Origin of the sequence: Alteribacillus iranensis (genome assembly GCF_900113025.1) — a bacterium.
GTDB lineage: Bacteria > Bacillota > Bacilli > Bacillales > Marinococcaceae > Alteribacillus_A > Alteribacillus_A iranensis.
This window is the reverse complement of record NZ_FONT01000001.1, coordinates 613,935-633,200: the sequence shown is the minus strand read 5'-3', so window position 1 is coordinate 633,200 and position 19,266 is coordinate 613,935. Positions and strand designations below refer to the sequence as shown.

General features: G+C 40.2%; 20 protein-coding genes. All 20 read left to right on the top strand.

Features of this window, described 5'->3' with window-relative positions:
- The first annotated feature begins 19 nt into the window (after nt 1–19).
- Nucleotides 20–289: a flagellar biosynthesis protein FliQ gene (gene fliQ / locus BM095_RS03115; protein ID WP_091657890.1), complete on the top strand. Its 270-nt coding sequence runs from the start codon at nt 20–22 to the stop codon at nt 287–289.
- Nucleotides 290–296: 7 nt separating this feature from the next.
- Nucleotides 297–1,079: a flagellar biosynthetic protein FliR gene (gene fliR / locus BM095_RS03110; protein ID WP_091657228.1), complete on the top strand. Its 783-nt coding sequence runs from the start codon at nt 297–299 to the stop codon at nt 1,077–1,079.
- Nucleotides 1,079–2,155, top strand: coding sequence for a flagellar biosynthesis protein FlhB (gene flhB / locus BM095_RS03105; protein WP_091657225.1), 1,077 nt, complete (start codon nt 1,079–1,081; stop codon nt 2,153–2,155). Before fliR ends, flhB begins: the two co-directional genes overlap by 1 nt.
- A 24-nt stretch (nt 2,156–2,179) precedes the next feature.
- Nucleotides 2,180–4,213, top strand: a complete 2,034-nt coding sequence (gene flhA / locus BM095_RS03100; protein ID WP_091657222.1) for a flagellar biosynthesis protein FlhA — start codon at nt 2,180–2,182, stop codon at nt 4,211–4,213.
- Complete coding sequence (gene flhF / locus BM095_RS03095; protein ID WP_091657219.1) at nt 4,213–5,343, top strand: flagellar biosynthesis protein FlhF; 1,131 nt, start codon at nt 4,213–4,215, stop codon at nt 5,341–5,343. Before flhA ends, flhF begins: the two co-directional genes overlap by 1 nt.
- A complete protein-coding gene (locus tag BM095_RS03090; protein ID WP_091657217.1) occupies nt 5,336–6,205 on the top strand; it encodes a MinD/ParA family protein in 870 nt (289 codons plus the stop codon). The genes flhF and BM095_RS03090 overlap by 8 nt, the downstream gene beginning before the upstream one ends.
- Complete coding sequence (locus BM095_RS03085; RefSeq protein ID WP_245757783.1) at nt 6,202–7,257, top strand: protein-glutamate methylesterase/protein-glutamine glutaminase; 1,056 nt, start codon at nt 6,202–6,204, stop codon at nt 7,255–7,257. The genes BM095_RS03090 and BM095_RS03085 overlap by 4 nt, the downstream gene beginning before the upstream one ends.
- A 28-nt stretch (nt 7,258–7,285) precedes the next feature.
- Complete coding sequence (locus BM095_RS03080) at nt 7,286–7,918, top strand: chemotaxis protein CheC (protein WP_091657214.1); 633 nt, start codon at nt 7,286–7,288, stop codon at nt 7,916–7,918.
- Nucleotides 7,915–8,418: a chemotaxis protein CheD gene (locus BM095_RS03075; protein ID WP_091657210.1), complete on the top strand. Its 504-nt coding sequence runs from the start codon at nt 7,915–7,917 to the stop codon at nt 8,416–8,418. The genes BM095_RS03080 and BM095_RS03075 overlap by 4 nt, the downstream gene beginning before the upstream one ends.
- Nucleotides 8,419–8,433: 15 nt before the next feature.
- Entirely contained in the window at nt 8,434–9,210 is a 777-nt protein-coding gene (locus tag BM095_RS03070; RefSeq protein ID WP_091657208.1) for a FliA/WhiG family RNA polymerase sigma factor, read from the top strand.
- Nucleotides 9,207–9,656: a DUF6115 domain-containing protein gene (locus BM095_RS03065; protein WP_091657205.1), complete on the top strand. Its 450-nt coding sequence runs from the start codon at nt 9,207–9,209 to the stop codon at nt 9,654–9,656. The genes BM095_RS03070 and BM095_RS03065 overlap by 4 nt, the downstream gene beginning before the upstream one ends.
- 153 nt (nt 9,657–9,809) lie before the next feature.
- Nucleotides 9,810–10,559 (top strand): 30S ribosomal protein S2, encoded by a 750-nt coding sequence (gene rpsB / locus BM095_RS03060; RefSeq protein ID WP_091657885.1) that lies wholly within the window; start codon nt 9,810–9,812, stop codon nt 10,557–10,559.
- Between the two features lie 245 nt (nt 10,560–10,804).
- The gene (tsf, locus tag BM095_RS03055; protein WP_091657203.1) at nt 10,805–11,686 is read left to right on the top strand and encodes a translation elongation factor Ts; all 882 of its coding nucleotides are present in this window, start codon (nt 10,805–10,807) and stop codon (nt 11,684–11,686) included.
- A gap of 199 nt (nt 11,687–11,885) precedes the next feature.
- Entirely contained in the window at nt 11,886–12,605 is a 720-nt protein-coding gene (gene pyrH, locus BM095_RS03050; protein WP_091657200.1) for a UMP kinase, read from the top strand.
- Nucleotides 12,605–13,162, top strand: coding sequence for a ribosome recycling factor (gene frr / locus BM095_RS03045; RefSeq protein ID WP_091657197.1), 558 nt, complete (start codon nt 12,605–12,607; stop codon nt 13,160–13,162). The genes pyrH and frr overlap by 1 nt, the downstream gene beginning before the upstream one ends.
- 236 nt (nt 13,163–13,398) lie before the next feature.
- The gene (locus BM095_RS03040; protein ID WP_091657882.1) at nt 13,399–14,163 is read left to right on the top strand and encodes an isoprenyl transferase; all 765 of its coding nucleotides are present in this window, start codon (nt 13,399–13,401) and stop codon (nt 14,161–14,163) included.
- Nucleotides 14,164–14,176: 13 nt separating this feature from the next.
- Nucleotides 14,177–14,971, top strand: a complete 795-nt coding sequence (locus BM095_RS03035) for a phosphatidate cytidylyltransferase (RefSeq protein ID WP_091657195.1) — start codon at nt 14,177–14,179, stop codon at nt 14,969–14,971.
- A gap of 47 nt (nt 14,972–15,018) precedes the next feature.
- Entirely contained in the window at nt 15,019–16,167 is a 1,149-nt protein-coding gene (locus tag BM095_RS03030; RefSeq protein ID WP_091657193.1) for a 1-deoxy-D-xylulose-5-phosphate reductoisomerase, read from the top strand.
- A 13-nt stretch (nt 16,168–16,180) separates the two neighbouring features.
- A complete protein-coding gene (rseP, locus tag BM095_RS03025) occupies nt 16,181–17,443 on the top strand; it encodes an RIP metalloprotease RseP (protein WP_091657187.1) in 1,263 nt (420 codons plus the stop codon).
- Between the two features lie 78 nt (nt 17,444–17,521).
- Nucleotides 17,522–19,231, top strand: coding sequence for a proline--tRNA ligase (locus BM095_RS03020; RefSeq protein ID WP_091657879.1), 1,710 nt, complete (start codon nt 17,522–17,524; stop codon nt 19,229–19,231).
- Nucleotides 19,232–19,266 lie beyond the last annotated feature (35 nt).

Here is a 19,266-nt window from a genome sequence, read left to right as displayed (position 1 = left end):
AATTAGAAGGTGATGTATGGTGACTCCTGAAATGGTAATTAACCTTGCGGAAAATGGTGTTTGGACCGTGTTTTTTGTCGCTGGTCCTCTATTAGTGATTGCGCTTGTCCTAGGTCTTGGGGTAGCGATTTTTCAAGCAACTACTCAAATTCAAGAGCAAACACTTGCCTTCATTCCGAAAATCATAGGTGTGCTAGCGGCATTAGTTCTATTTGGTCCTTGGATGTTGTCCGAGCTGACTCACTTTACATATCAAATATTAAGTAATCTTCATGAGTTTATAAGGTAGATATGTAATGAATATAGAATGGTTAAATCTATTGCCCGCATTTTTATTAGTGTTTGTGAGAGTACTTGCCTTCTTCACTAGCATGCCTCTCTTTTCATATCGGAATATACCGGCTGTTTTTAAAGTAGGTCTCGGCTTTTTTTTTGCTTTTATTATTTTATTCACGATAGAGGACCCTGTTATAGAAGTGAATAGCTCTTATTTTATTTTAATTCTTAAAGAGCTTTTAGTCGGTCTTAGTATTGGCTTATTAGCTGGCATTATCATTTATGCCTTGCAGATCGCAGGGATGTTTCTCGATATAGCTTTCGGTTTTTTGGTGGCAAACGTCATCGATCCGCAAACAGGAGCACAAAGCCCATTGATGGGAGGGTTTATTTACACTTTTGCCCTCATGTTTATGTTAGCTGTTGATGGTCATCATCTCATATTAGACGGAATTTATTACAGTTATGAATTCATTCCGCTTACACAAGTCACGTTGCCATTTGGTGATGAATCTATTATGACACTGGTCGCCTCCTCCTTTAGCAAAATGTTTATGATGGCTTTTCAAATGAGCTTTCCGATTGTAGGTTCCTTATTTCTTGTAGACCTCGCACTCGGAATGATGTCGCGAGCAGTACCTCAAATGAATGTGTTTGTTGTAGGGCTGCCGCTTAAAATTTTTGCAGGGTTGCCACTTTTAGCTATTACACTGCCTGCGTTTTTTATGGCAACTGACAAATTATTTAATGAAATGTTTCAAGCGATGAGAGCGTTAATGGGAATGTTAGGAGGAGCAGGATAATGAAACTGTCATTAGACCTTCAGTATTTTGCTCAAGAAAAGACAGAAAAAGCCACTCCTAAAAAAAGACAAGATACAAGAAAGAAAGGACAAGTTCCAAAAAGTACTGATGTAAACACGGCTCTCATATTACTCGGAGTATTTTTGTTTATGTTTTTATACGCCGGTGTATTGGGTGACTTTATTGTGAACATGATGCAGCATGTTTTCCTTGAATATATCCATTGGGAAGTCAGTGAGCAAACCATACCTTCACTCTTTAATGAAATAGCTGCCGAATCAGCTATAGTCATTTTACCGATAATGCTCATCACATTAGTGGTAGGAGTTTCGGCTTCCTTAATACAAGTCGGTTTTATGTTCACGCCTGAGGCCATTGCATTTAAATTAGAAAAAATTAACCCGTTAAAAGGAATAAAACGTATATTCTCAATTCGAGCCCTTGTTGAGCTTTTAAAGTCGCTGTTAAAAATCATATTAGTTGGAGTACTAGTGTTCTCTATCATTTGGTTCAGTTTGGACTCGCTCGTTTTTTTATCACAGCGTCCGGTGGCGGCTGGATTTGGGGAACTTGCACGTTTAACAGGCATTATTGGAGCATCTGTTGCTTTTCTGCTATTATTGCTTGCTGTTCCGGATTACATGTATCAACGTTTTGATCATGAAAAACAAATCAGGATGTCGAAACAAGACGTTAAAGATGAACATAAAAAAATGGAGGGAGATCCTCTCATCAAGTCAAAGCGCCGGAAAAAACAAATGGATATGGCCATGCAGCGAATGATGCAGGAAGTTCCGGAGGCAGATGTGGTGATCACAAATCCTACTCACTTCGCTATAGCTCTGAAATATGATGAAGATACTATGGCGGCACCAAAAGTAACTGCAAAAGGTGCTGATTATGTTGCGTTGCGGATAAAATCTTTAGCTCAAAAACATGAGATTGTTATGGTGGAAAATAAACCGCTTGCAAGGTCTCTGTACGCTCAAACAGAGATTGGCGATGAGGTGCCTGAGAATTTATTTAAAGCAGTAGCAGAAGTACTAGCGTATGTCTATCGGTTAACGAATGAATGATTTTGAAAATAAAGGGAGATTATTATGGGAGCAAGAGAATTTTCGGTGTTATTTGGTGTAATTTTAATAGTAGTAATGTTAATCATCCCACTTCCAACAGTGATTTTGGATATTTTAATCATAGTAAATATCTCTCTTGCTCTGATGATTATCTTAATCTCTATGAATACAAAAGAGCCGTTGGAATTTTCGATTTTCCCAACATTATTGCTCTTAGTTACTTTGTTTCGGTTAGGATTGAACGTCTCTACAACGAGATCGATTCTAGGGAATGCAGATGCAGGAAATGTGATAGACACGTTTGGAAGTTTTGTTATCGGAAGTAGTGTTCTTGTTGGATTTGTCGTCTTCTTGATTTTAATTATTATCCAATTTGTAGTTATCGTGAAAGGTGCAGAGCGTGTATCAGAAGTAGGTGCTCGTTTTACACTGGATGCAATGCCAGGGAAACAAATGAGTATTGATGCTGATTTAAATGCAGGGATGATCTCTGAACACGAAGCGAAAGCTCGACGAGAAAAAATAGAACAAGAAGCCGATTTTTATGGATCCATGGATGGAGCTAGTAAATTTGTGAAAGGTGATGCAATTGCAGGGATAGTGATCGTCATCATCAATATGATTTTCGGTTTAGTCATTGGAATGGTGGAACATGGTTTATCAGTAGGAGAGTCCGCTAGTACGTATACACTCTTAACTGTAGGTGATGGGTTAGTAAGTCAAATTCCAGCTCTTCTTGTATCTACAGCGACAGGAATCGTTGTTACAAGAGCTGCTTCCGAAGGTAACCTTGGTCATGATGTAACAAAACAGTTATTTGCATACCCAACGATGTTGTATGTAGCTGGCGGCGTGATCTTCTTACTTGGTGTTTTCACTCCTATTCATGTTGTTTTAACTACTCTCGTAGGGGGAGCACTTGCTATTTTGGGCTACGTTATAAGCCGTTCCCAGCACAAAATGATTGAAGAGGAAGTAGATCAGGAAGAAGAGATGGAAGAGGAAAACAATCATTCTCCTGAAAATGTAGTGAGCTTGTTAACGGTCGATCCCATTGAATTTGAATTTGGTTACGGATTAATTCCACTAGCAGACACGAATCAAGGCGGAGATTTACTTGATCGGGTAGTTATGATTCGACGTCAACTTGCTTTAGAAATGGGGATGGTAGTGCCAGTTATCCGTATAAGAGATAATATACAGCTTCAGCCTAACGAATATGTGATAAAAATTCGAGGCAATGAAGTATCACATGGAGAATTGTATTTAGATCACTACATGGCAATGAGTCCAGGAGTGGACGATGAATCAATAACCGGGATTGAGACGACAGAACCTGCATTTGGACTTCCTGCACTTTGGATAGGGGAAGAATTTAAAGAGCAAGCTGAGTTATCTGGATACACAGTAGTTGACCCACCGTCCGTTGTGTCCACGCATCTAACAGAAATAATCAAGAGTCATGCTCACGAGCTATTAGGGCGGGAAGAAACAAAACAGCTAGTGGATCATTTGAAAGAAAGTTACCCAACATTAGTGGAAGAAGTTACACCAAATCCATTAACACTAGGAGAAATCCAGAAAGTATTATCAAATTTGTTAAAAGAGAAAATATCCATTCGGAATTTACCAACTATATTCGAGACTTTGGCTGAATATGGGCAGCTGACGAAGGATATGACTTTAGTAACAGAGTACGTTCGACAATCGTTGTCGCGACAAATTACAAAGCAGTATTCTCAATCTGAGGAACCGATGTATGTGGTAACGGTAGGAGGGGCGGCTGAAAAGAAAATAGCTGATGCTGTTCAGCAAACAGAGCATGGAAACTACTTAGCTATGAATCCAGAAGACTCTCAACAATTGATAGATACGATTGGGAAAGAAGCGGAACGAGTATCTCAGATGGGATACACTCCTGTGTTACTCTGTTCTCCAGCTGTTCGAATGTATATTCGTCAGCTTGTAGAAAGGGTATTTCCTCAACTGCCTATCCTGTCGTATAACGAATTAGATCCGACGATCGAAATCCAAAGCGTTGGGGTGGTGAATGCGTAGTGAAAGTAAAAAAATTCACAGGTAGAGATATGCCGGATGCGATGAAAAAAGTAAGACAAGAATTAGGTGATCATGCCGTTATACTTACTTCTAAAACGGTGAGCACAGGTGGTTTCCTAGGACTTTTTTCTAGAAAAAGCATTCAAGTCATCGCTGCTGTTGATGAAGAACACCCGTCTACGCCTGTCACTGCCAGATCAAAAACCAGAGAGAAAGAACCCGGCACGTACAAGAACGAATCTCTGCAAGAAAGTGACTTAGAGAAAGAAGTGAGCGAGATAAAGGAAACACTTCATCATTTAAAAAAGGACTCGCTTTTATCTTCGAGTGACCATCCCTTGCCTTTAATAAAAGTGGATAACGCTCTGCAAGATCACGAAGTTGAACATTATATCAGGCAGGAAACTAGAAATACATTACTAATGGAATGGTATCGCTCAGAAGCTCCCGACACCTCTTCCATCAAAAAGAAAACGAAACACGTATTGAAAAATGCCATGAAAGGGATAGAATTTGGTCACTCTTTCCCACCGAAGAAGTTTATTCATCTAGTAGGACCGACGGGAGTAGGTAAAACGACTACACTAGCCAAAATTGCAGCCCATTATCAGTTAAATCATAAGTTGTCTATTGGATTTATAACAACCGATACTTATCGTATCGCTGCAGTTGAACAATTAAAAACGTACGCAAAGATTCTGGATGTGCCTATTGAGGTCGTTTATTCGTTAGAAGATTTTAAGCGGGCAAAGCAGAAATTTGTAGAAAAAGATGTCGTATTCATTGATTCGGCTGGGCGTAACTATCAAAACTCATTGTATGTTGATCAATTAAACGAGGTAATTGAATTTGATGATGATATGGAAACATTTCTAGTTCTTTCTCTCACCTCCAAATACAAGGATATGAAATATATTTATCAACAGTTTTCAAAGATTCCAATTGATAAATTTATATTTACGAAATATGATGAGACCTCCTCTTATGGAGCTATTCTGAATTTAGTAGTAGAAAGCAGAATCGGAGCCGCTTATGTTACGAATGGGCAAAATGTCCCGGATGATATAGAAGTATGTGATCCCGACCAAATGATAGATTGGTTGTTAGCAGGAGTAACAGAAAATGAATGATCAAGCAACAAATTTACGTCGTTTAAAAGAAGCGAGCTTAAATCATAAAAAGACGAGAGTCATAGCAGTCACTAGTGGTAAAGGCGGGGTAGGGAAAACAAATATCTCTCTTAATTTTGCTTTAGGATTAGCAGCTGAAGGAAAAAAAGTTTTGTTATTTGATTTAGATATTGGCATGGCCAATATTGATATTCTGCTCGGCATCTCCACACGTCTTCACATTACTGACCTTATAGAAGGAAATGCAACGATTTGGGAAATCATGAAAGAAGGGCCGCTAGGAACATGTATCATTACTGGCGGATCGGGTTTTAAGGATGTATTCACTTTATCTCAAGAGCACGTAGAACGATTTACAAATCAGCTTCTCCAACTTGATGGACATTTCGATTTTATTATATTTGACATGGGAGCCGGTGCCAGTAAAGAGAGCTTACAATTTATTTTGTCGGCCCATGAATACTTTTTAGTTACTACTCCTGAGCCGACATCCATTACTGATGGGTATGCAATGATTAAGTATATCTATGGGAAAAACTCGCATATACCGGCTTCTCTTATTGTGAATCGAACGGCAAATTGGAAAGAAGGAAGGTCAACCGCTTACAACATCCAACAAGCAACGGAACGCTTTTTGGGTAAAGAAATCACGTTTCTAGGATGCGTTCCACAAGATTCATTCGTTCTACAATCCGTGAAAAAGCAGGACCCATTTTACACAGCATATCCAAGGTCAGCTGCTACACAAGCTATTAGACAAATGGTTTATTGTTATCTTGGGGAACGTGAAGACAAGCAGTTCGCTTCTTTTCATCGTTTTATTAATAAACTCACTGCTTTTATGAAGGGGGACAAGGGTTGATACGAGTATTGGTAGTTGACGATTCCGCTTTTATGCGTAAATTAATCTCAGACTTTATAAATGATACCCCTGGTATGACTGCAGCGGCTACTGCTCGAAACGGAAAAGAGGCAATAGAAACACTAAAAAAGGGGAACTTTGACGTCGTCACATTAGATGTGGAAATGCCCGTAATGGATGGGATTCATGCGCTGAGAGTGATCATGAAAGAGCATCCGACCCCTGTTGTTATGGTTAGCTCTCTAACACGGGAAGGGGCCTCAAAAACAATGGAGGCTCTACATGCAGGAGCTGTTGACATTATTCTTAAACCATCGGGGGCGATCTCTCTTGATTTACATAAGGTCAAAGAGGAAATGATTTCAAAGATAAAGATGGCGGCTGGAGTTTCCATTCAAAAACAATTTCGCTCTATGTCAGGAAATGACCGTCATAGAAAAGATTTTAAATTGAAAAGATATGTGAACCCAAAAAAAGTTCTGGCCATTGGAACATCTACGGGCGGTCCAAAAGCACTGCAGCATATTATCCCTAGAATTGATGATCGTTTACAAGCTCCTATTTTTGTTGCCCAACATATGCCTCCTAATTTTACCTATTCCTTAGCGGAACGCTTAAATAAGGAAAGTCGTATTTTTGTTAAGGAGGCTGTTGATGGAGAATTAGCAATCAAAGGCACAGCTTACATTGCTCCAGGTGGAAAACAAATGGAGGTTCAAAGCGTCGGAGATGAATTATATATTAAAGTTTCATCCCCCAAGAAGCATCATGTTCATTCTCCTTCTGTCGATCTCCTGCTATCATCCTTAGCCGATATAACTGGATACGTCATGGTAGGATTGATTTTAACAGGAATGGGCAGAGACGGGGCAGATGGGTTACGCCAGCTAAAAGAGAATAAGGACAGCATTGCGGTAATTGAATCTGAAAATAGCGCTATCGTCTATGGCATGCCTAAAGCCGCGAAAGAAAAGGTTGATATTGATTACATCTATTCATTAGAAGAAATACCCCACTTTTTAAATGAAATGTTTACTTCTCCATCGGCATAGTGGAATCCTATTTAAAGGCGTGAAAGCAATGAAATTGATAGAACAAATGCAGCCTATCCATTTAGACGCATTAAAAGAAGCGGGGAATATTGGAGCAGGACATGCTGCCACCGCTTTATCACAATTACTCCATAAAAAAGTGGATATGAGTATCCCGTCAGTAAAAATAATTCCTCTTTATGAAGCAAAAACCATCATGGGGGAAGAAACACTCGTAGCAGCTCTCTATTTTGACATCTCAGGTGAAGCCCCTGGCAGTATGTTTTTAATGTTTCAAGAAAAAGAAGCTTCGGACCTCATTTATTCTCTCACAGGCCAAACGATTCATTTATTAAACGGAAGATTAGACCCATTGGCTGTGTCCGCACTTCAGGAGGCAGGAAATATACTAGCCGGTTCATATGTTTCCGCATTGGCAGATTTTACTTCCCTGCCTATGCAAGTATCTATACCTTCCTTTGCGGTTGATATGGCTGGGGCATTGCTAGATTCAGGCTTGATTGAAGCATCTGAAGTCGGTGATTATGCAATTGTAATAGACACAGTAATCGGTGAGACGAAGAATAGTGAAAATAGTACACCGTTAGGTCAGTTTTTCTTACTCCCTAATATAGAAGCTTTCGAAAAAATATTAAAATCATTAGGAGTTCGTCTGCTATGACATCAATAAGAACAGAAAAATTGATTAAAGTAGGAATGGCGGACTGGAAACTTGCTTTTTCTCCTCAAGTGCTGCGCACTTCTGGTTTAGGTTCGTGTGTAGGTATCGTGGTGTATGACAGCCAAAAAAAAGTGGGAGCTTTGTCACACATTATGCTTCCGGACTCCACGTTAGCAAAGGATGGGAAGGTGAATCGAGCAAAATTTGCGGACACCGCCCTAAATGACATCGTTTCAGAGCTTGTGAGTAAAGGATGTGCACTTCCCTCTTTAAAAGCAAAAATGGCAGGCGGAGCTCAAATGTTTCGTTTCACATCAGGAACAGATATGATGCGGATTGGACCGCGAAACGTTGACGCAGTTAAAAAGGCTTTAATGGAGAACAATATTCCTCTCCTTGCTGAAGACACGGGTGGAAACAAAGGACGAACGATCACCTTCTATCCGGAAACAGGGTGCTTGCATATCCGTACCATTCATGAAGGCGAACAGGTGATTTAGAAAGGAGGCATTTAGGTGGCAAGTTCAGCAGCCCATGCATATCAAGAATGGTGGAATCGATGGTTGCATAAAAAGGATGACGAAGCAGGGAACCATATCGTTGAGGCTTATATGCCGCTCGTAAACTATCATGTTCAGCGAATAGCATCGACGCTTCCTAAAAATATTTCGAAAGATGACCTCCTCAGTCATGGACTTACTGGTCTATATGATGCTATGAAAAAATTCGATTTTTCGAGAGACTTGAAATTTGACACATATGCATCAATCCGAATCAGAGGGGCGATTATGGATGGTTTACGTCAAGAGGACTGGCTCCCTCGCTCATTGAGAGAAAAATCAAAGAGAATTGATGATATTAGTAGTAAACTTGAGCAAAAATTAGGACGTTACGCGACGGAAGAAGAAGTAGGACAAGAATTGAATCTGAGTGTAGAAGAAGTAAGAAAAGTAGTTACAGAAACGTTTTTTGCCAACACATTGTCTATAGATGAAGAGACACCTGAAGGGGAGAGAGAAGAAACGTTCCGAACAGCTATCGAAGATAAAGAAGCCATATCACCAGAAGAATCTGTGATGACACACTCCACATTAAAAGAGATAGCACAGGAAATAGAACGTTTATCAGAGAAAGAACAAATTGTTCTTAGCCTCTTTTATGAAGAAGAAATGACACTAACAGAGATCGGTGAAATCATGAGTTTATCTGTTTCGCGCATTTCTCAAATACATTCAAAAGCCTTATTTCGCTTAAGGCAATCCCTCAAAAAACATGGGAGAAATGTGGAATGATAGTATTTGTCATATTTAGCTTTATACTTCATGTAGCCAGCATAGGAGCAATTTTTGTTCTTTATCGAACTCAACAACGGCTTCAAGAGCAGGACAAGGAAGCAGGGGCGGTGAAGGAAGAGCTAGATGAGTTATTATCTACTTATATAGAAGAAATAAAACAAGAAAATAATGAGTTGAAAAAATGGATAGCGTCTAATAAAGATGTTGCAAGGAATGACATTAAAGAGAGAGATCCCTTTGTAACGGAAAATAAGCAGAGCCATAAAGAGGAAGAACTTGTATTCGAACCGCCGCTCCCGGAAGGAAACATTAAAATAGAAAAATCATTTCAATCCCAAGTATTATCTCTTGCCGCAAACGGATATACAGCAAATGAAATTGCAAAACAATTACAGGTGGGACAAACGGAAGTAGAATTATTGCTTAAATTTCACGAGAAATGAAGAGATTTCCTTGCGTTGGGAATGTACGTATGATATATTAAACCACGGTGTTAACACACACGCCGGCTGATTTAATCAAAGGTGCCCTGTAGGTGCAGGGTCTTGATTAAAGAAGAAGCAGGCGGAGGAAAAAAACCAAAGGAGGAGTTTTACATGGCAGTTATATCTATGAAACAACTGCTCGAAGCAGGGGTTCATTTCGGACACCAAACACGCCGTTGGAACCCAAAAATGAGCCGTTACATTTTCACAGAAAGAAACGGTATTTACATTATTGATTTGCAGAAAACAGTGAAGAAGGTAGAAGAAGCGTACAATTATGTACGTGACCTTGCCGCGGATGGAGGGGAAATTCTATTCGTCGGTACAAAAAAGCAAGCGCAGGATTCCGTCCGTGAAGAAGCTATCCGTTCCGGAATGTATTATATTAATCACCGTTGGCTTGGCGGGACGTTAACAAACTTCGCTACGATCCGTAAGCGGATTGCTCGCTTGAAGGACATTGAAAAGATGCAAGAAGACGGTACGTTTGATGTGCTTCCTAAAAAAGAAGTTATGTTGTTGAAAAAAGAAATGGATCGCCTAGAAAAGTTTTTAGGCGGCATTAAAGAGATGAACGAACTTCCTGATGCTATTTTTATCATCGATCCTAGGAAAGAGCGTATCGCGGTAGCCGAAGCTCATAAGTTGAACATCCCGATTATTTCTATCGTTGATACAAACTGTGACCCTGATGAGATTGATAAAGTTATCCCTGGAAACGACGATGCTATTCGCGCGGTTCGTCTCCTGACTTCTAAGATGGCTGACGCTGTTATAGAGGGTACTCAAGGTGCGACACAGCAGGAAGCAGAAGAAACTGCACAGGAAGAGGAAAAGGAAGAAGAAGAGTCTCTCTCCTAACCTTTCCAACTACAATGAAGCTGAATGGAAATGTTTCAATCAGCGATATGTAACTATAAAAGGGTGGTAAAAGGGGAATGCCCTTTTATCACCTTTTTTAGAGGAATGAGAGCGGTAGGTGTATAGGGCACTTCTCAGATAGAGAAAAAATGATGCTGACTCTCACTTTTTCTAGAAAAGGACAAGTTAATGAAAGGATTAGATCTGCTTGTCTTTAACTATAATTTTGAAGGAGGACTTCGTCCATGGCAATTACAGCAAGTATGGTAAAAGAGCTTCGTGAAAAAACTGGTGCAGGTATGATGGACTGCAAAAAAGCGTTAACAGAAACTGATGGTGATATGGATAAAGCAATTGATTACCTTCGCGAAAAAGGTATTTCAAAAGCAGCAAAGAAAGCAGACCGTATTGCAGCAGAGGGTTTGGCTTATGTGGAAAGTGAAGGAAACCGTGCAGTTATTGTGGAAGTTAACGCTGAAACAGACTTCGTTGCAAAAAATGAGAACTTCCAAACGTTAGTTGATACTGTTGCAAGCTTTCTCCTCGAGAAAAACCCAGCAGATGTAGAAGCAGCTTTAGCAGGAGAAATGGAGAATGGAACAACGTTAGAATCCTATATAAATGATCAAATTGCTAAAATTGGAGAAAAAATTTCTCTGCGCCGTTTCCAAGTAGTAGAAAAAGAGGACAACGCGGCATTTGGTGAATATCTCCATATGGGTGGACGTATCGGTGTTCTCTCTGTATTAGAAGGCACAACAGATGCAGACCTTGCAAAAGACATCGCAATGCACGTAGCTGCTATCAATCCTAATTATATTTCCCGTGATGAAGTACCGGCAGAAGAAGCTGATCGTGAGCGCGAAGTTCTTAAACAACAAGCCCTTAATGAAGGGAAGCCAGAAAAGATTGTTGAAAAAATGGTCGAAGGTCGTTTGAACAAATACTTTGAGCAAATTTGTTTATTAGATCAAGAATTTGTCAAAGATACAGATCAAAAAGTTGGGAAGTACGTGGAAAGCAAAGGCGCTTCTGTCAAAACTTTTATCCGTTACGAAGTCGGGGAAGGTATGGAAAAAAGAGATGACGACTTTGCAGATGAAGTAATGTCCCAAGTGAAAAAGTAATTAAATTCAATCAGTTAAGGGTTCAAGCGGGAGCATGAACACCTTCTCAACACAAAAGCGGGGGTTTGACAGTCAAATCTTCCGCTTTTTTAAGAAGGTTCCCGCTCTTCCATAACCGTTTCAACAGTGTCAATGCTCGTCGTATGGGCGAGTAATGGACTGCGCTGTTCTTCTTAGCAAAAGATACCGGGGGTAAACCATGGATAAGTATAATCGAGTCGTATTAAAATTAAGTGGAGAAGCACTTGCTGGCAGTCAAGGTTACGGTATTGACCCGGATGTTATCCAATCGATCGCTTCTCAGATAAAAGAAATTGTCAATTTGGACGTCGAGGTTGCTGTTGTTGTAGGCGGAGGTAATATTTGGCGTGGAATGGCCGGCAGCGCAAAAGGGATGGACCGAGCAACTGCCGATTATATGGGTATGTTGGCTACGGTTATGAATGCACTTGCGCTTCAAGACAGCTTAGAGCATAATGAAGTGGAAACCCGCGTACAAACATCGATAGAAATGAGACAAGTCGCTGAGCCATACATACGCCGAAAAGCGATTAGGCATTTAGAGAAAAAGCGTGTAGTTATTTTTGCTGCTGGCACTGGAAATCCATATTTCTCAACGGATACGACAGCTGCATTACGTGCTGCGGAAATAGAAGCAGAAGTTATTTTAATGGCAAAAAATAAAGTGGACGGCGTTTATGACGCTGATCCTTCTGTTAACACAAATGCGAAAAAATACCAGGAGCTAACTTATCTGGATCTTTTGAATGGCGGCTTAGGAGTGATGGATTCCACTGCCTCCACCCTATGTATGGATAACAACATACCATTATTGGTGTTTTCTATCACGGAAGAAGGGAATATAAAAAAAGCGGTTCTAGGTGAAGATATCGGAACCGTCGTCAGGGGGAAAAACTAATGGCTCAAGATAAAATCAAATTAGCAAACGAAAAGATGGGTAAGTCTGTAGAATCACTGCATCGTGAATTAGCCACACTCCGTGCAGGACGCGCAAACCCGGCAATGCTTGATAAAGTCATGGTAAACTACTACGGCGCAGACACACCGCTTAACCAGTTAGCAACTATTTCGGTTCCAGAAGCTAGACTATTAATTATTACACCATTTGATAAATCATCTATCGGAGATATTGAAAAGGCTATCCAAAAAGCGGATCTGGGCTTAACACCGAATAATGACGGATCTGTTATCCGTATTCAAATTCCTTCTCTGACCGAGGAGCGTCGTAAGGATTTAAGTAAATTGGTGAAAAAATATGCGGAAGAAGCGCGAGTAGCAGTGCGTAATATCCGCCGCGATACAAATGACGACCTAAAAAAGGATCAAAAAGACGGGGAGATTACCGAGGATGAGCTACGTCGCTATCAAGATGAAGTTCAAAAGACGACAGATGCTCATATTAAACAAATAGATCAGGCTGCCGAAGACAAAGAGCAAGAAATCATGGAAGTTTAACGAAAACAACGTTACAATAGTATATGGAACAAAAACCCTCTGTTCAAAAAGAGGGTTTTTTTCAACCATTCCATTTGAAATGATATTCGGCAGTCATAAAAAGTATGCTTATATTTCGTTATATATTTACAGAACATAGAAGGTTTGTCTCCATTTTTAACATAGATGTCTGCCGCATTTTATATACATAATATAAACGAAAAGGGATACCTTTAACAAAGGCTGGTGCGCTGATGATGTTTGAACGGTTTTTTCAGCATGCAGATGAAGACAATGAAGGAAGTCATATATCAATAGATCCGAACAATATCCCGTCTCATATTGCTATTATAATGGACGGGAATGGAAGATGGGCAAAGAATAAAGGTTTGCCTCGTGTAGCAGGACATAGGGAAGGCATGAAAGTTATTAATAAGATTGTTAAAAAGGCTAATACACTTTCCGTTCAATATTTAACTTTGTATGCTTTCTCCACGGAAAATTGGAAACGCCCGAAAACGGAAGTTGATTTTTTAATGCGTCTTCCACAACAATTCCTTAGTAAAGAACTTCCTGCGTTAAAAGAAAATAATGTAAGAGTAAGAGTAATGGGGGACGAAAGTGTTCTTCCCGAATATACCCGCAGGGCTGTGGAACAAGCGGTGTTAGAAACGAAAGAGAATACAGGCTTAGTATTGAATTTTGCATTGAACTATGGAAGTAGACATGAACTTGTCCGGATGGTGAAAGACATTAGCGAAGACGTAAAAAATGAACAATTATCGGTTAACAATATTGATGAAGAATTGATCTCTAATAAACTACTAACGTGTGATCTGCCGGACCCGGACTTGTTAATTCGTACAAGCGGTGAGATGAGATTGAGTAATTTCATGCTTTGGCAATTGGCGTACAGTGAATTTTGGTTTACTAATGTACTATGGCCGGACTTTACAGACAAAGACTTAGAAGAGGCAGTTAAAACGTACCAACAAAGAAAGAGACGATACGGCGGAGTATAGACGGAGGAAATGTATGAAAGATCGAGTTATTACTGGCGTAGTTGGAGGCCTGTTGCTTTTAGGCTCTGTGATCGCTGGCGGTATGATTTTTATGCTCGTGTTTTTGATCATTGGAACGATTGCTATGTACGAGCTTCTTAAAATGAAACAAATTCGGCCTTATTCACTCCCGGGAGCGATTAGCTTTTTATTTATGTGGTTTTTATTCATCCCTTCCACTTGGGGGAATATTACTTTTTTTTCTCATGTTTCTCGGGAGGAAATTTTTTTATTCATGATTTTTTTTCTTCTTGCATTAACAGTAATTACAAAAAACACATTTACATTTGATGAAGCGGGATTTGTTATCTTATCATCTGTGTATGTTGGCTTCGGGTTTCATCACGTGTTACTCGCACGGGATTCTGAAGAAGGTCTCATTTTAGTCCTTTATATATTATTTACAATCTGGGCAACTGACTCTGGAGCCTTTCTGGTTGGTAAAAATTGGGGGAAGAGAAAACTTTGGGAAGCGATCAGCCCCAAAAAAACAGTCGAAGGCTTTTTTGGCGGAATTGGAATGGCGCTTATTGTAGGAGTAATTATGCATTTGTTCTTTCCGTTGTTCGATTCCATCGTTATTTTGATCGCATTCCTGCTAGTTGTGTCGATATTCGGGCAATTTGGTGATCTAGTTGAGTCTGCTTTGAAACGGCGGTATATAGTAAAGGATTCTGGAAATCTCCTTCCGGGTCACGGTGGGATGCTAGATCGGTTTGACAGTCTTATTTTCGTTATGCCTATTCTGTACTTTTTACAACTTTATTAATGATCATTATTGTTTTTAAAATGAAAACACCACAAAGGAGAACATAGATGAAAAATATTGCATTGATAGGGTCTACGGGCTCCATAGGTACACAAACATTAGAGGTAATACGGTCTCACCCTGACAACTTTAATCTTGTATCCTTGGGTGGCGGAAAAAATACAGATTTAATTTTAAAACAAATTGAAGAGTTTCGCCCTGCACTAGTTTCCGTAGCAGGTAAGAAAGAGGCAGATTATATTTGTCAAAATGTGGATGCGCCTATTAAAGTATATTATGGACGGGAAGGTCTGAATGAAGTTGCAACGCATTCAGACGCTGATATGTTGATAAATGCAGTTGTAGGAAGTCTTGGTTTACAACCCACACTTCATGCCATTGAGGCTGGATTAGACATCGGGATTGCGAATAAGGAAACATTAGTAACCGCTGGTCATCTTGTCACAAAAAAAGCACGTGAATACGGTGTCCATCTTTTGCCTGTAGACAGTGAACATTCAGCGATATTTCAATGTTTAGAAGGCAATCATCAGAATGAGATCAACAGACTCATTTTAACCGCCTCCGGAGGCAGTTTCCGAGATAAAACGAGAGAAGAGTTACAAAATGTGAATGTGGAAGAGGCTTTACAGCATCCAAATTGGAATATGGGAGCTAAAATTACGATTGATTCTGCTACCATGATGAATAAAGGGTTAGAAGTGATCGAGGCTCACTGGCTTTTCAATATACCTTATGAGCAGATAGAAGTAGTCATTCACAAGGAAAGCATCGTTCACTCACTCGTAGAGTATTGTGATAAAAGCGTATTGGCACAGCTCGGAACCCCTGATATGAAAGTTCCTATTCAGTATGCTATGACCTACCCTCAAAGGCTTGAATTAGAAGATACAAACAGGTTAAACTTATGGGAAACAGGTACGCTGCATTTCAAAAAGCCTGATTTTGAAAGGTACCGCTGTTTAACATTTGCCTACGAGGCCGGCAAAACAGGAGGTACGTTGACAACGGTATTAAATGCTGCAAATGAAGAAGCTGTAGATGGTTTTTTACAAGGGAAAATACCATTCCTAGCGATTGAAGATTATATCGAAAAAGCTCTAGATCACCACCAGGCCCAGATGAATCCAGATTTAGAGACAATCCTGGAAGTTGATAAAGACACGAGAGCGTTTATTCGTTCTCAATTAGGATGAAGGTGGGAAAATTGTGGATACTTTAATTGCAATCATCGTAATCTTTGGCGTTCTAGTAGCAGTGCATGAATGGGGACACCTTTACTTTGCTAAAAAAGTAGGTATCCTCTGCCGCGAATTTGCTATTGGTTTTGGCCCTAAAATATTTTCAACGAAGAAAAATGAAACAGTCTACACAATCAGACTTCTGCCACTCGGAGGGTTCGTCCGGATGGCAGGTGAGGATCCTGAACTGGTACAGATAAAGCCAGGTTATGAAATTGGTTTAGTATTTAACGACGAGAACAAAGTCAGTCAAATTATTGTTAACAACAAGTCAAAGCACCCAGAAGCAAAAGTAGTCTCAGTCGAACGAATTGACCTTGAAAGACGTTTACTCATCGAAGCCTATGCCGATGATGAAGATGGGTTGCAAACATATCATGTAGATGAACAATGCGATTTAATTGTTGATGAGAAAGCTGAACAAATTGCCCCTTATGACCGACAGTTTCAGTCCAAAAAACCTTGGCAAAAAGCGATGGCTATTTTTGCAGGTCCTTTCATGAATTTCTTGCTTGCGTTTATTATTCTCGTTGGGTTTGGATTGGTAAATGGAGTCCCTCAAAATGATGCGTTAGTTGGTGAATTAACTGAAGACAGCCCTGCTCGGGAAGCCGGTTTACAAACAGGAGACCGTGTGTTGGCAGTTGACGGGGAACGCGTAAATAATTGGGAAGAGATGACTTTAGCTATTCAAGAACATCCAAACGAGGAAATTAACATGGAAATAGCTAGAGGTGAGGAAAACTTTAACGTTCCTATAGAGACGGATGCTCGATACGATGAATTTGCTGAACAAGAAGTAGGCTTAATTGGGGTAATGCGGGCCATGGAACATTCGCCGTTACAAGCTATAGAGTACGGTGCTACCCAAGTTTACGAGGTCAGCATGCTGATTTTCGACGTACTCAGTATGATTATTACCGGTGAATTTTCGTTAGACTATCTTTCCGGCCCTGTAGGCATTTATAATTACACGGGAGAAGCCGCTGCCCTGGGGATGGCTGTATTAATACAATGGGCAGCCATGCTTAGCGTCAATCTCGGTATAGTGAATCTCTTGCCTTTACCTGCACTTGACGGCGGCCGCTTATTATTTATTTTTGCTGAAGCGATTCGTGGGAGACCGATCGATCCTCAAAAGGAAAGTATGATACATTTCATTGGGTTTGCTTTATTGTTCCTGCTTATGCTTGTTGTAACATGGAATGATATCAATAAGTTCTTCATGTAATTTCTACAGGCCTTCAGAAATAGGAAACGATTTGATTATTCACTGTATCAATAAGGAGAAAGAGGGTTTTTGCAAAAAATGAGACAGCAATTCTTTTTTAGTCCAACGATGAGAGATATACCACAAGGAGCTGACGTACCAAGTCATCAATTAATGCTTCGTGCAGGTTTAATTCGTCAAACCGCGGCAGGTATTTATTCCTACTTGCCGCTTGGCATAAAGGTATTAAAAAACATTGAAAAGATTATTCGTGAAGAAATGAATAAAGCAGGAGCCCAAGAAATGCTCATGCCAGCCATACAGCCATCAGAGTTATGGGAGGAGTCCGGTCGATTAGATGACTACGGACCTGAATTGATGCGGCTGAAAGATCGGCATGACCGGGATTTCGTGTTGGGACCAACGCATGAAGAAGTGATTACGAGTTTAGTTAGAGACCATATTACTTCTTATAAAAAGCTCCCGGTCACTTTGTATCAAATCCAAACGAAATATCGAGATGAAAGACGGCCGCGTTTTGGTGTGCTGCGTTCACGAGAGTTTCTTATGAAAGATGCGTATTCTTTTGATAAAGATAAAGAAGGCCTGGACACTAATTATGAAGCTATGTATCGAGCCTATGAAAATATTTTTAGCCGTTGTGAATTGGATTTTCGTGCAGTAGAGGCTGATGCAGGAGCGATTGGCGGTAAAGGCGGGACTCATGAATTCATGGTCCTCTCAAAGATCGGGGAAGATACGATTGCGTACTCCGATGGTTCCAACTATGCGGCAAACATTGAAATTGCTGCAGTCCCTGATGTTTATGAGAAAGCAGAAGAACCAGAAAATCAAATAGAAGACATTGACACTCCAAATATGAAAACAATTGACGAATTGACAGAAGGGTTAAAAGTTAAGAAAGAACAACTTTTGAAATCTGTCTTATTCATCGTAGACGACTCCCCTGTATTAGTCGTTTGCCGAGGGGATCATGAAGTAAATGAAATTAAAGTCGTCAATGCTTTGGATGCACGTGACGTTCGGATGGCTGAGGATACAGAAGTAAAAGAGATTATGGGAGCGGAAGCAGGTTTTATCGGCCCTGTTCGAGCACCGGAATCGATTACTATTCTTGCTGACAATGCAGTGAAAACAATAACAGCTGGAATATGCGGTGCAAATGAAAGAGACAAGCATTTGCGGTTTGTCCATCCGGATAGAGATTTTTCCATTGAGCAATATGGGGATTTTCGATTAGTTCAGGAAGGTGATCCATCACCTGATGGTAAAGGAACCATTTGCTTTGCTGAAGGCATAGAAGTCGGACATGTATTTAAGCTCGGAACAAAATATAGTGAAGCATTAGGTGCTGAATTTTTGGATGAGAACGGACGATCTCAGCCAATGATAATGGGATGTTACGGAATCGGGGTTAGCCGCATGATTGCAGCGATTATTGAACAAAATCATGACGAGAATGGACTAATATGGCCTAAATCAGTAACGCCATTTGATCTACACTTACTTGTCCTTAACCCAAAACAGGAAGATCAGCTTGAACTCGGTGAAAAACTGTACCAAGATTTACAAGACGAGGGCTTTGACGTCCTATATGATGATCGAAAAGAACGAGCGGGAGTCAAATTTAACGATTCAGACTTGATGGGCCTTCCTGTTCGAATTACTTGTGGTAAAAAAGCAAATGAAGGAATTGTTGAGGTGAAATTGAGACGTGATGGCTCGATGAAAGAGGTTCATGTGGATGAATTGTTCTCTTACCTCCATTCTTTGAACGAAAATATGTGAATGAAATGTGAAAAGTGGCCATATTAGCGGAAGTG

Bases quoted from the DNA above. Each gene is read 5' to 3' on its own strand.
- frr (WP_091657197.1), top strand. From the start codon at position 12,605: ATGGCTCAAGATAAAATCAAATTAGCAAACGAAAAGATGGGTAAGTCT.
- flhB (WP_091657225.1), top strand. From the start codon at position 1,079: ATGAAACTGTCATTAGACCTTCAGTATTTTGCTCAAGAAAAGACAGAA.
- BM095_RS03030 (WP_091657193.1), top strand. From the start codon at position 15,019: ATGAAAAATATTGCATTGATAGGGTCTACGGGCTCCATAGGTACACAA.
- BM095_RS03080 (WP_091657214.1), top strand. From the start codon at position 7,286: ATGAAATTGATAGAACAAATGCAGCCTATCCATTTAGACGCATTAAAA.
- BM095_RS03040 (WP_091657882.1), top strand. From the start codon at position 13,399: ATGTTTGAACGGTTTTTTCAGCATGCAGATGAAGACAATGAAGGAAGT.
- BM095_RS03065 (WP_091657205.1), top strand. From the start codon at position 9,207: ATGATAGTATTTGTCATATTTAGCTTTATACTTCATGTAGCCAGCATA.
- BM095_RS03020 (WP_091657879.1), top strand. From the start codon at position 17,522: ATGAGACAGCAATTCTTTTTTAGTCCAACGATGAGAGATATACCACAA.
- tsf (WP_091657203.1), top strand. From the start codon at position 10,805: ATGGCAATTACAGCAAGTATGGTAAAAGAGCTTCGTGAAAAAACTGGT.
- flhA (WP_091657222.1), top strand. From the start codon at position 2,180: ATGGGAGCAAGAGAATTTTCGGTGTTATTTGGTGTAATTTTAATAGTA.
- rpsB (WP_091657885.1), top strand. From the start codon at position 9,810: ATGGCAGTTATATCTATGAAACAACTGCTCGAAGCAGGGGTTCATTTC.
- BM095_RS03035 (WP_091657195.1), top strand. From the start codon at position 14,177: ATGAAAGATCGAGTTATTACTGGCGTAGTTGGAGGCCTGTTGCTTTTA.
- BM095_RS03090 (WP_091657217.1), top strand. From the start codon at position 5,336: ATGAATGATCAAGCAACAAATTTACGTCGTTTAAAAGAAGCGAGCTTA.
- BM095_RS03075 (WP_091657210.1), top strand. From the start codon at position 7,915: ATGACATCAATAAGAACAGAAAAATTGATTAAAGTAGGAATGGCGGAC.
- pyrH (WP_091657200.1), top strand. From the start codon at position 11,886: ATGGATAAGTATAATCGAGTCGTATTAAAATTAAGTGGAGAAGCACTT.
- fliR (WP_091657228.1), top strand. From the start codon at position 297: ATGAATATAGAATGGTTAAATCTATTGCCCGCATTTTTATTAGTGTTT.